Here is an 11,836-nt window from a genome sequence, read left to right as displayed (position 1 = left end):
TTGCCAGCGATGCGGTGCATCAGAAACATCCGGTCTGATTGACACCCCACTTTGCCTTTCTTGTGCAGCTACCTTGAAGGTTCATCTTCAGGGAGCGCGACACGGAACGTCCATCCTCTCATCGACTACGCCGGGGGCGCGTGTCTGAACCCGGCAGGTTGTATCTGTTGACCAGTGTGATCGAGAACCGCACGCCCATCTTCGAAGATATCTGGCTGGCCAGATTGATCATTGCCCAGTTTCGTCAGGCCGAGGAAGAGCAGTCGGCTAGAACTTTGGCGTGGGTGGTGATGCCTGATCATTTTCACTGGCTGATCGAGTTGCATCAGGTGACGCTGAAAACCCTGATGCGCCGACTCAAATCTCGATCTACGTGTGCGGTGAACAAGGCCTGCAATCGCCATGGGCGGCTATGGCAGCAAGGGTTTTATGACCGGGCGTTACGTCGTGAGGAGGATGTTCGCGCGGTTGCCCGTTATATCGTTGCCAATCCATTACGAGCGGGCTTGGTACACCACATTGGTGACTATCCTCATTGGGATGCCGAATGGCTTTGACCCGTGTAACGGCCATCGCTGGCAAGCCAGCTCCCACAGGTTCTGCATGCACTGGCCCCTGTGGGAGCTGGCTTGCCAGCGATGAATTCAGCGCTTGTTCAAACCCTTTGCCAACCGATCCCCGCCCAGCTGGATCAACGCCACCAACACCACCAGCATGACGATCACCGTCAGCATGATCTGGCTGTCGAAGCGCTGGTAGCCATAGCGGTAGGCAATGTCGCCCAGGCCCCCGGCACCAATGGCGCCAGCCATGGCCGAGGAGTTGATCATGGTCACCAAAGTGATGGTAAAGCCGCCGACAATACCCGGCAGGGCTTCTGGCAGCAGCACATGCCAGACGATGTGCCAGCGCCGGCAACCCATGGCCTGGGCCGCTTCGATCAGGCCATGGTCGACCTCGCGCAGGCTGACTTCGGCGATGCGCGCAAAGAACGGCGTGGCGGCAATGGTCAGCGGCACTACCGCTGCCCAGACACCATAGGTGGTGCCGACGATCAAACGGGTGAAGGGGATCAGCGCCACCATCAGGATCAGGAACGGAATCGAACGGAACAGGTTGACGAAGGCGCCGAGCACCCGGTTCAGGGTGGGCGCTTCGAAGATCCCGCCCTTGCCGCTGGTGACCAGGATCACCGCCAGCGGTACACCGGCGAGCAGGGCAATCAGCGACGAGACGCCAACCATCAGCAGCGTGTCGAGTACACCCTGAAGCAAGCGATCAAACCACATAACCCAGTACCTCCACCTGTGCAGCCCATTGCCGGGCGCGCTCAATCACCTGCTCGTGGCTGTGCGGCGAGTGGGCCACCGACACCACGAGTTGCCCCAGGGCGCGGCCCTGGATCGGTTCAATGCCGCCTTGCAGCAGGCTGATCTGGCCGCCGAGCAAGGTGAACAAAGAAGACAGCTCCGGCGCCTGCTTGTCCTTGCCGCTGACCCGCAGGTTGAGCACCAGCGCCGCTTCCGGGCTGGGCGCCTGTGCTTGCAAGCGTGCCTGCAACGCAGCCGGCAGGGCGGCTTGCAACGGTGCAAGCAGGGTCTTGCTGACCTCATGCTGCGGGTCGCCAAACACTTGCCAGACGGCACCCTGCTCGACGATTCGCCCACGCTCGAGCACCACCACTCGATGGCAGATATCGCGAATCACCGCCATCTCATGGGTGATCAGCACGATGGTCAGGCCCAGGCGCTGGTTGATGTCGCGCAGCAGGCCGAGGATCGACTCGGTAGTCTCCGGGTCTAGTGCCGAAGTGGCTTCGTCACACAGCAGAATTTCCGGGTCATGTACCAGCGCCCGGGCAATGCCGACGCGCTGTTTCTGCCCGCCGGACAACTGAGCCGGGTACACGTGGTGCTTTTCCTGCAGCCCGACCAGTTCCAGCAACTCGGCGACCTTGCGCTGGCGCTGGGCCTTGGGCACGCCGGCAACCTTGAGCGGCAACTCGACGTTCTGCCACACGGTCTTGGCCGACATCAGGTTGAAGTGCTGGAAGATCATGCCGATGCGCCGGCGCAGGCGCACCAGGCGGTCTTCGTCGTACTCGCCAATGTCCACCTGGTCGATCAGCACCCGGCCATGGCTCGGTTGCTCCAGGCGGTTGATGGTACGGATCAGCGACGACTTGCCGGCACCGCTGCGGCCGATGATGCCGAAGATCTCACCGTGCTGGATGTTCAGGTCGATGCCGTCCAGCGCCGGGGCTTGCTGGCCCGGGTAGGTCTTGCCCAGGCCGATGAAACGTACATGGGCGTTGCCCAGCTCCGGGTGCAAGGCCCGTTGCCGGGCCTGTTGCAGGGGCGCGAAAGGCCGCTGCTGCTCCTGCGCCACGCGGGCGCTGACGGCGCTCATCTCAGCTCTCCCAGCCAGCTTGGTAGAGCTTGCCGTGGGCCTGGTCGAGGGCGGCCCGCACCACCGGCGAGTGCTGGTAGATGTCGATGAATCTGGCCAGGCGCGGGTCGTCCTTGCTCTGCGGGCGGATGACGAACTGGATCACGTATTCCTTGTGGTCCAGGCCGTCGAACAGCAGCGCCGAGGTGGCGTCGAAGGTCTTGGCCAGGCGAATGTAGGCCGGGTAGCCCTGGACCAGGTCGGCGTCATCGTAGGCGCGCACCAGTTGCACCGCTTCGACCTGGAGGATCTTCAGTTTTTTCGGGTTGGCGACGATGTCTTCTTCGGTGGCCTTGTAGCCGGCGCCGGGCTTGAGGGTGATCAAACCGGCTTTGGCCAGCAGCTGCAAACCGCGGCCGCTGTTGATCGGGTCGTTGGCGATGGCGACGCTGGCGCCCTCGGGCAACTCAGCGAAGCTTTTGAATTTTTTCGAGTACAGGCCGACGTTGTTGATGATCCCCGGGGCGAAGGGCACCAGGTCGAAACCGCCGGCGGCCTTGGCGTTTTCCAGAAACGGGATGTGCTGGAAGTAGTTCACGTCGATGTCACCGGCCGCCAGGCTGACGTTGGGCGCGATCCAGTCGCTGAACTCGATCAGCTCGACGTCCAGGCCCTGTTTCTTCGCTTCGCTGACGGCCGCTTCGAGGGGGATGGAAAAGGCTGCGGTGGTGCCGACTTTCAAGGCGTCGGCGGCCTGGGCGGTGCCGAACAGGCTAAAGGTCAGGGCCAGGGCTGCGACCGGGCGGGCAATAAAGGTCTTAAGCATGCTGTAGCGCTCCCGTCGGGGTCGTAGGGGTGTGGCGATAGCTGGCGCCAGGATGGTCTGCCGGCAGGTGAGGCTGGTCGCTGGCGAAGAGTTTCTCGCGCAGGCTGCCCTGTTCGTAGGCGGTCTTGTACGAGCCGCGGCGTTGCAGCTCGGGGATCACCAGGTCGATGAAATCGACATAGCTTTCCGGGGTAACCGTGCGGGCCAGGTTGAAGCCGTCCAGGCCGGTTTCGGCGATCCAGCTTTCCAGCTCGTCGGCGACCTGGGTCGGCGAGCCGATCAGGGTGATGTAGCGTCCGCCAAGGGCGTGTTGCTCGAGCAGCTTGCGCCGGGTCCAGTCGTTGTTCTGCAGGTTCTTGGTGGCGGACTGGATGGCGTTGCTTTTCACGTACTGGATCGGCTCGTCCAGTTCGTACTCGGAGAAATCGATGCCGGTGGAGCTGGCAAAGTGCGCAACACCGGCCTCGGCGCTGGCATAGCGCAGGTACTCGGCGTGCTTGGCCTTGGCCTGCTCTTCAGTGCGGGCGACGATCACCGTCAGGCCCATGAACACCTTGATCGCCTGCGGGTCACGCCCCGCTGCCACGGCGGCAGCGCGCACCTTGTCGACCTGGGCGCGGGTGGCGGCCTTGTTCTGGCCGCTGATGAACACGCACTCGGCGTGGCTGCCGGCAAAGCTCAGGCCGCGCTCGGAGCTGCCGGCCTGGAACAATACCGGGGTGCGCTGTGGCGATGGCTCGCACAGGTGATAACCCTCGACCCGGTAGAACTCGCCCTTATGGTTGACCTTGTGCACTTTGTCCGGCCGGGCGTAGACCCGCTGCTGGCGGTCGTTGACCACCGCGCCGTCTTCCCAGCTGCCTTCCCAGAGCTTGTACAGCACCTGCAGGTACTCGTCGGCCTGGTCATAGCGGCGGTCGTGCTCGGGCTGCTGATCCAGGCCCATGGCCTTGGCTGCGCTGTCGAGGTAGCCGGTGACGATGTTCCAGCCCACCCGGCCACGGCTCAGGTGGTCGAGGGTGGAAAGGCGCCGGGCGAACAGGTAAGGCGGCTCGTAGGTCAGGTTGGCGGTCAGGCCGAAGCCGAGGTTGCGGGTGACGGCGGCCATGGCTGAAACCAGCAGCAGCGGGTCATTGACCGGAAGCTGGATCGACTCCTTCAGCGGTACATCGACGGACTGTTGGTAGACATCGTAGACGCCGACGATATCGGCAATGAACAACCCGTCGAACAGCCCGCGCTCCAGTAGCTGGGCCAGCTCGGTCCAGTATTCGAGGGTCTTGTACTGGCTCGAGTTGTCCCGCGGATGGGTCCACAGGCCGTGGTTGATATGGCCGACGCAGTTCATGTTGAAGGCGTTGAGCAGGATCTTCTTCTTGGCCATCAGATGGTGCCCCGCAACGGTGGATTTTCATCGTTCAGGTAGTAGTTGCCGATGGCGTGGTACTTCCAGCGCACCGGGTCGTGCAGGGTATGCACCCGGGCGTTGCGCCAGTGTCGATCAAGGCCATGCTCGGCCAGGGTTGCCTGGCTGCCGGCCAGCTCAAACAGCGTGGTGCCGGCGGCGAGGGAAATCTCGGTACTGATCGCCCGCGCTTCGGCCACGGCGATGGAGGCGGCGGCGACGGTTTCGGCATTCGGCTCGGCCTGGGCACGGTCGAGGTGCTCGCCGGCGCGTTCGAGCAGGGCTTCGGTAGCGTGCAAGCGGATCGCCAGGTGGCCGAAGGACTTCAGGGTCAGCGGGTCTTCGCTGGCCTGGTCGACACCGGAGTCGACCCATGGCCGGCTGCGGGTGCGCACGAAGTGCAGGGCATCTTCATAGGCGGCGCGGGCGATGCCGGTGTCAATGGCAGCATGGAGGATCTGCGCCAGCGGGCCGACCGTGGTCGGGCGCTCGAAGGCACTCTGGAACGGCAGCACGTCCTCGGCGGCGACCTGCACGTTGTCGAACACCACTGAACCGCTGCCGGTGGTGCGTTGGCCGAAGCCGCTCCAGTCGTCAATTACCTTCAATCCAGCGCTGTCAGCCGGCACGAAAGCCAGGCGCTGAATGCCCACTTCATCGACGACCGACGTGGGGATGCGCTGAGCGTAGATCGCACCCGTGGCGTAGAACTTGCGGCCATTGATGCGATAAGCGTCGCCATCGCGGGTCAGGGCAGTGGTACGGTCGTGGGCAGTCTTGGTGCCGAGCTCGGCCAGGGCATTGCCGAAGCGCTTGCCGGCCAGTACTTCGGCGTACAGGCGCTGCTGTTGCTCCGGACTGCCGTTCACCCGCAGCACTTCCAATGCATAGAAATGGTTCTGTGGAATTTGCCCCAGCGAGGCGTCGGCCTGGGCGATGCGGGCGATGACCCTGGCCAGGGTGACGTTCGATACGCCAGCGCCGCCATAGGCCTTGGGCACGCTGATGCCCCACAGGCCGGAGCGGGAGAACAGCTCGAGTTCAGGGTGCGGCAGGCGTCGTTCGCGGTCGCGCAAGGCGCTGTCGCGATGCAGTTGGACGGCGATTTCCTCGGCGATTTGCAATGCCTGGGCGTCAGTGTGGATGACCGCGACGTTAGCGTGCGGTTGTGGCAATAGGCTCATAAACAGGGCTCCAGTGGTCTGGTCAAATCCAGGAGTGCCGGGCAGGCAAGGTACCGTTGAGGTGATAGGCGCCGACGGCGTGGTATTTCCAGCGCACCGGGTCGTGCAGGGTGTGCACGCGGGCATTGCGCCAGTGCCGGTCGAGATTGAACTCGGCCAGGGTGGCGCGGCTGCCGGAGAGCTCGAAGAGCTTCTCGCTGGCTTGCAGGGAGATCTCGGTGGTCAGCACCTTGGCTTCGGCCACGGCGATCGAGGCGCGGGCGGCAGCGGCGGCGTCGACCGGTGCGGCGTTGACTTCGTCGAGTACCCGCGCAGCCTTGCCCAGCAGTGCCTGGGCGGCGTGCAGCTCAAGCTGCAGACGGCCGACGTCGGCGATCACGTAGAGATCGTGACTGGCGCGATCGACCTTGGCGTCGATCCACGGCCGGGCTTTTTCGCGGACAAATGCGATGGTGTCGGCAATCGCCGCTTCGGCGATGCCTGCATCAATGGCAGCCTGGATCAGCTGCGAAGCGGCGCCCTGGATGTTCGCTACTTCGCCCTGCTTCCAGGTATCGATCACCAGTTCGGCGTCGACCTGCACCTTGTCCAGCAACACGGTGCCGCTGGCGGTGGTACGTTGGCCGAAACCGGACCAGTCGTCGACGATGCGCAAGCCCGGGGTGCCACGGCGGACGAAGGCCATGACCTGGCGGCCGTCGTCGTTCAGCGCCTTGACCGCCACCCAGTGGGCAAACAGGGCGCCGGTGGAATAGAACTTCTGGCCACTGAGCACATAATGATCGCCCTCGCGGGTGATCCGCGCCTTGAGGTCCAGGGTGTGCTTGGTGCCGCGTTCCGGCCCGGCATTGCCGATGCGCCAGCCGTCGAGCACTGATTTGAACAGCAGCTCTTTCTGCCGCTCAGTGGCGGTGCCTTTGAGCAGTTGCAGGATACCGAACTGGTTTTGCGGGATCTGCCCCAGCGCCGGGTCGGCGGCGCTGATGATGCGAAACACCTCGGCAATGGTGACAAACGACACCTGCGCGCCGCCAAACGCCCGCGGGATGCTGATGCTACCCAGGCCGCTGCGGGTGAATTGTTCGATTTCTGCCCAGGGCAGCTTGCGTTGCTGGTCGCGCCTGGCCGCCTGGCCGCGAGCTGCCTCGGCCAGCTCATGGGCCGCCTGCAGGGCTTGCTCGTCATTGCTCAGCACCTTGGCCGGCAACAACAGCGGGGCGCTGTCCAGGTCGCTGTGGATTGTGGTTTCTGCCAGATTGGACATCAGTACCGCTCCTTGGCTGCACTCAATGCCCTGGCGTTACGCACTGGGGTGATTGTGTTCCTGACCATACCTACCTCACGAATTGAAAACGTCGACGCGGGGGTGCGGCGACAAAATTGCGCTGGTCCGGTGGTCCGGTTCATATACCCTAATAGCGTATAAAAATTAAATAAACTAACTTTTAGGAATAAATATAGAAGTACTTGGCGGTCGCTGGAGGAACGCCTGCCGGGGCAGGGCAGGCGCTATCAGAAAGGCGGGACAGGGGAGGGAAAAACTCAGTAACCGGTGTTCTGCGTGCCGAGGAATTTGCCGAGGAACTGGCGGGTGCGTTCTTCTTTCGGCTGGGCAAACAGCGCCTTGGCTTCGCCCTGTTCGACGATCACGCCCTTGTCGAAGAAGATCACCCGGTTAGCTACATCGCGGGCAAAACTCATCTCGTGGGTGACGATGATCATGGTGCGCTTTTCTTCGGCCAGGCTGCGGATGGTCGCCAGCACTTCGCCGACCAGTTCGGGGTCGAGCGCCGAAGTCGGCTCGTCAAAGAGGATCACCTCCGGCTCCATGGCCAGTGCCCGGGCAATCGCTACCCGCTGCTGCTGACCACCGGACAGCTTGCGCGGGTAGGAGGCCTCTTTGCCGGCCAGGCCGACCTTGGCCAACAGCTTCATGCCCAGGGCCACGGCCTGCTCGCGAGGCGTCTTCTTGACCACCAGAGGGCCTTCGATGACGTTCTCCAGCGCAGTGCGATGGGGGAACAGGTTGAAGTTCTGGAAGACGAACCCGACCTCCTGGCGCAGCCGACGGATCAGCCCGCTTTGCTGGCTGAGCGGACGGTTGGCGTCAATCTCCACATTGCCGACCTTGATGCGCCCGCTGCTGGGGGTTTCCAGCAGGTTCAGGCAACGCAGGAAGGTGGTTTTGCCGGAACCGCTGGGGCCGATGATGGCGATCACCTCGCCGGCCTCGACCTTGAGGCTGATGTCATCGAGCACGGTCTGGCCGTTGAACTGCTTGCTCAGTCGTTGTACCTCGATCATGCCTCAGGACTCCTGGTCGTGCCGGTTGACTCGCGCTTCCAGGCGGTTCTGCAGGTGTGCGAGAACGCTGGCCAGCACCCAGTAGATCAGTGCAGCGGCAAGGTACATGGTGAAGATTTCGAAAGTGCGCGCAGTAATCAGCTGCGCCTGGCGGAACAGCTCCGGCACCTGGATGGTGGCGGCCAGGGCGGTGTCCTTGACCAGCGAGATAAAGCTGTTGCCCAGTGGCGGCAAGGCGGTGCGCGCCGCTTGCGGCAGGATCGCCCGGCGCATGGCCTGGCCACGGGTCATGCCGATGCTGGCGGCCGCCTCCCACTGGCCGCGGTCGATGGAGCTGATTGCGGCGCGAAGGATTTCACAGGCATAGGCGGCCATGTTCAGCGAGAAGCCGATCAGCGCCGCCGGCAGCGGATCGAGCTCGATGCCTAGCTGCGGCAGGCCGTAGTAGATCATGAACAGCTGCACCAGCAGCGGCGTGCCGCGAAAGAACGAGACGTAGACCCGCGCGGTCCAGCTCAGCAGCTTGAGCGACGACAGGCGCATCAACGCCAGGCTGAAGCCCAGCAGCAGGCCAAAGAACATCCCGCCGAGGCTGAGGACTACCGTGAAGTACGCGCCCCTGAGCAGGAAGGGCGCGGACTCTATTGCGAGTTGGAAAGCTTCTTCCATTATTGAGTGACGTCAGCGTTGAAGTACTTTTCCGAAAGCTTTTTCAGCGTGCCGTCGGCGCGCAGCTTGTCGATGGCCTTGTTCACGGCGGCCAGCAGTTCCGGCTCGCCTTTGCGCAGGGCAATACCGGCTTCCTGGCGGGAGAACGCGTCACCGGCGGCGGTGGTGTCCTTGGCTTTCTTGGCGTATTCCAGTGCGGCCAGACGGTCGATCAGGATGGCGTCGATACGGCCGACACGCAGGTCCTGGAACTTGGTCGGATCGTCTTCGTATGTGCGCACGTCAGCGGTCGGCACATTGGCTTTGACCCACTGTTCGTAGTTGGTGCCCAGGCCCACGCCGACTTTCTTGCCGCCCAGGTCGGCAGCGGACTTGATGTTCAGGTCGGCGGCCTTTTTCGTCAGCACAAGCGCCTGAATCCCGGAAACAGTGTAGGGCTCGGAGAAGTCGTACTTCTTCTTGCGTTCTTCGGAGATGGTCACCTGGTTGACCACCGCATCCAGGCGCTTGGACTCCAGGGCCGCGAGGATGCCGTCCCACTTGGTCGGTTGCAGCTTGACCTTGACCCCCAGCTCCTTGGCCAGGGCCTCGGAGAGTTCCACCTCAAAGCCGGCCAGCTTGCCATCGGCATCGACGAAGCTGAACGGTGGATAGGTGCCTTCAAGGCCGATGTTGATCACGCCCTTGTCCTTGATCTGCTGCAGTTGCTCGCCAGCCACAGCCTGGCCGAGCAGGCTGGCCCCGAGCAGCAGGCCAAGGCCGGCGGCTACTGCCTGTTTACCGAAAGCGGAAATCTTCATGGTTAGCCCCAATGTTGTTGTGAGTGTGGCGCTGACTATAGGGTGACGCTTTTAGTCTGAAAAATAATATAAATTCATGCTCTTATATCATTTTCAAATAAGTTGATTAGCCGTTCCAGACCTCAGGGTAGGCGAATAATGCCGGTGCCCCACCGGTATGCAGAAAAATCAGCGGGCCGTCGTCGAAGCGCTGGCGGGCAATGCCGTCGAGCAGCCCGGCCATGGCCTTGCCGGTATACACCGGGTCGAGCAGCAATCCTTCCTGGCTGGCCAATAAGCGAATGGCGGCAAGGGTGCCAGCGTTCGGTTCGCCATAGCGTGGGGCGAAGTACTCGTCCCACAGTTCGATCTTGAAGGTTTCTGGCAAACGCACGCCCAACAGCTCGGCGGTGCGTTCGGCCAGGCCCTGGACTTTCGGCCGCTGGTCTTCATCGCTGCGCGATACGGTCACGCCGATCACCGGCAGTTTCGGCAGTTTGTGCGCCAGGGCGATGGCCAGGCCGCTGTGGGTGCCGGCGCTACCAGAAGCCAGTACTACCCCGGCGAACTGCTCGCCGCAATGTTCGATCTGCTGTGCCAGCTCAAGGCCTGCGCGTACATAACCCAAGGCACCCAGCGCGTTGGAGCCGCCAATCGGCACGATGTAGGGTTTGCGCCCGCTGGCGTGCAGGCGCACCGCCAGGGCTTGCAGTTGTTCATCGGCATTATCGAGGTTGTCGACCAGTTCGACCTTGGCGTCGAACAACTCCAGCAACAGTCGGTTGCCGTTCTGCCGGTAGTTGAGCGAATCGGTACCGATCGGGTTTTCCAGCAGAGCTACACACGTCAGGCCCAATTGAGCGGCCAGGGCTGCGGTCTGGCGCACATGGTTGGACTGGATCGCCCCGGCGGTGACCAGGGTGTCGGCACCTTTGCTCAGGGCGTCGGCGGCCAGGTATTCGAGCTTGCGCAGCTTGTTGCCGCCCATCGCCAGCGGCGTGCAATCGTCGCGTTTAACGTAGATGTCGCGGCCAGCCCAGGCCGAGAGGCGATGGAGTTTTTCCAGCGCGGTGGGGGCGCCAAGCAAGTCCAGACGATTGAAGCGGGCAAGCTGTCGGTCGATCATGGGGTCACGTCGGCTAGGTAAAATTTGACTATAAGCAGCCTGCGGCGTGCGGGCAACTACCTGGCTTATGCCGCCTTTATCGCGTTCTGGAATAAAGGGTTATTTTTTCCCCTGTAGGAATTTGCCGTAAAGTGATCGTCAATTGTGGCGGAACTTCAACCCACCGACCGCCGCTGCAGCAGGAGAGGTAACCGTGAGCGAGAACGCGCAATCAGGGCATTGGCAGCTGCAAACCATCGTTGGCCAGCTGCGTGCCGCCCGCGATCAGTGGCGCAGCAGCAATGGTCGCAGCAGCGGCGAGCAAGGCGGCCGTGAGCTGCCTTCGCGCGAAGCGGTGCGGCATATTCTCGAGCAGTTGTGTGGTGCCTTGTTCCCTATGCGCCTGGGCCCGGTCGACCTGCGTGAAGAGAGCGAAGACTTTTATGTCGGCCATACCCTCGACGCGGCCCTGACCGCCTTGCTTGCCCAGGCCCGCCTTGAACTGCGTTATGTCGCTCGCCAAGGTAAAAACACATCGTCCGAGATCGATGCCAAGGCCTTGCGCCTGATCCAGGACTTTGCCGCGGCCTTGCCGGGTCTGCGCAGCATCCTCGATACCGATGTGCTGGCCGCTTTCCACGGTGACCCGGCGGCGCGCAGCGTCGATGAGGTGCTGCTGTGCTACCCGGGTATTCTCGCCGTCATCCACCACCGCCTGGCCCACCATCTGTACCGGGCCGGCCTGCCATTGCTGGCACGGATCAGTTCGGAGCTGGCCCACTCGGTCACCGGCATCGATATCCATCCCGGCGCGCAAATCGGCCCGAGCTTCTTCATCGACCACGGCACCGGCGTGGTGATCGGCGAAACGGCGATCATCGGCGAGCGGGTACGCATCTACCAGGCCGTTACCCTGGGCGCCAAACGCTTCCCGGCGGACGAAGACGGGCAGTTGCAGAAGGGCCATCCGCGTCACCCGATTGTCGAGGACGACGTGGTGATTTATGCCGGCGCGACTATTCTGGGACGAATCACCATCGGCAAGGGTTCGACCATCGGCGGCAACGTCTGGCTGACCCGCAGCGTGGCCCCGGGCAGCAACCTGACCCAGGCCAATCTGCAGCATGATGACGGTACCCAGAAGTAGGCGACCCAAAGCTTGGCTTGCGGCAACGG

General features: G+C 62.9%; 12 protein-coding genes. 2 read left to right on the top strand and 10 right to left on the bottom strand.

What is annotated here, in order from left to right:
* Window positions 1-83: 83 nt before the first annotated feature.
* Window positions 84-557 carry an REP-associated tyrosine transposase gene (locus ABM562_RS04020; protein WP_460421137.1) on the top strand — a complete coding sequence of 158 codons (474 nt, stop codon included), beginning with the start codon at window positions 84-86 and terminating at the stop codon, window positions 555-557.
* Between the two features lie 87 nt (window positions 558-644).
* Here the strand turns inward: ABM562_RS04020 and ABM562_RS04015 are convergent, their stop codons facing one another.
* The 10 genes from ABM562_RS04015 to ABM562_RS03970 form a co-directional block, all read right to left on the bottom strand.
* Complete coding sequence (locus ABM562_RS04015) at window positions 645-1,289, bottom strand: methionine ABC transporter permease (RefSeq protein WP_036994912.1); 645 nt, start codon at window positions 1,287-1,289, stop codon at window positions 645-647.
* The gene (locus ABM562_RS04010; protein WP_115084814.1) at window positions 1,279-2,409 is read right to left on the bottom strand and encodes a methionine ABC transporter ATP-binding protein; all 1,131 of its coding nucleotides are present in this window, start codon (window positions 2,407-2,409) and stop codon (window positions 1,279-1,281) included. Before ABM562_RS04010 ends, ABM562_RS04015 begins: the two co-directional genes overlap by 11 nt.
* Before the next feature lies 1 nt (window position 2,410).
* On the bottom strand, window positions 2,411-3,214 hold the full coding sequence (locus tag ABM562_RS04005; protein WP_460420954.1) for a MetQ/NlpA family ABC transporter substrate-binding protein: 804 nt from the start codon (window positions 3,212-3,214) through the stop codon (window positions 2,411-2,413).
* Complete coding sequence (locus tag ABM562_RS04000; protein WP_134064882.1) at window positions 3,207-4,598, bottom strand: LLM class flavin-dependent oxidoreductase; 1,392 nt, start codon at window positions 4,596-4,598, stop codon at window positions 3,207-3,209. The genes ABM562_RS04005 and ABM562_RS04000 overlap by 8 nt, the downstream gene beginning before the upstream one ends.
* Window positions 4,598-5,803, bottom strand: a complete 1,206-nt coding sequence (locus ABM562_RS03995; protein WP_460420952.1) for an SfnB family sulfur acquisition oxidoreductase — start codon at window positions 5,801-5,803, stop codon at window positions 4,598-4,600. The genes ABM562_RS04000 and ABM562_RS03995 overlap by 1 nt, the downstream gene beginning before the upstream one ends.
* A 22-nt stretch (window positions 5,804-5,825) precedes the next feature.
* The gene (locus ABM562_RS03990; protein ID WP_460420950.1) at window positions 5,826-7,067 is read right to left on the bottom strand and encodes an SfnB family sulfur acquisition oxidoreductase; all 1,242 of its coding nucleotides are present in this window, start codon (window positions 7,065-7,067) and stop codon (window positions 5,826-5,828) included.
* Window positions 7,068-7,345: 278 nt separating this feature from the next.
* A complete protein-coding gene (tcyN, locus tag ABM562_RS03985) occupies window positions 7,346-8,107 on the bottom strand; it encodes an L-cystine ABC transporter ATP-binding protein TcyN (RefSeq protein ID WP_115084820.1) in 762 nt (253 codons plus the stop codon).
* Window positions 8,108-8,110: 3 nt separating this feature from the next.
* Complete coding sequence (tcyL, locus tag ABM562_RS03980) at window positions 8,111-8,776, bottom strand: cystine ABC transporter permease (RefSeq protein ID WP_115084821.1); 666 nt, start codon at window positions 8,774-8,776, stop codon at window positions 8,111-8,113.
* A complete protein-coding gene (gene tcyJ / locus ABM562_RS03975) occupies window positions 8,776-9,576 on the bottom strand; it encodes a cystine ABC transporter substrate-binding protein (RefSeq protein ID WP_115084822.1) in 801 nt (266 codons plus the stop codon). The genes tcyL and tcyJ overlap by 1 nt, the downstream gene beginning before the upstream one ends.
* A gap of 106 nt (window positions 9,577-9,682) precedes the next feature.
* Window positions 9,683-10,681, bottom strand: coding sequence for a D-cysteine desulfhydrase (locus tag ABM562_RS03970; protein WP_115084823.1), 999 nt, complete (start codon window positions 10,679-10,681; stop codon window positions 9,683-9,685).
* Window positions 10,682-10,874: 193 nt separating this feature from the next.
* On the opposite strand from ABM562_RS03970, the gene epsC reads away from it, so the two are divergent.
* Window positions 10,875-11,807 (top strand): serine O-acetyltransferase EpsC, encoded by a 933-nt coding sequence (gene epsC / locus ABM562_RS03965; RefSeq protein ID WP_115084824.1) that lies wholly within the window; start codon window positions 10,875-10,877, stop codon window positions 11,805-11,807.
* Window positions 11,808-11,836: the final 29 nt, after the last annotated feature.

It is taken from the genome of Pseudomonas sp. ZL2 (assembly GCF_054788455.1).
Note: the sequence above shows the minus strand (reverse complement) of the source record. Positions and strands in the feature narration are given on the sequence as shown.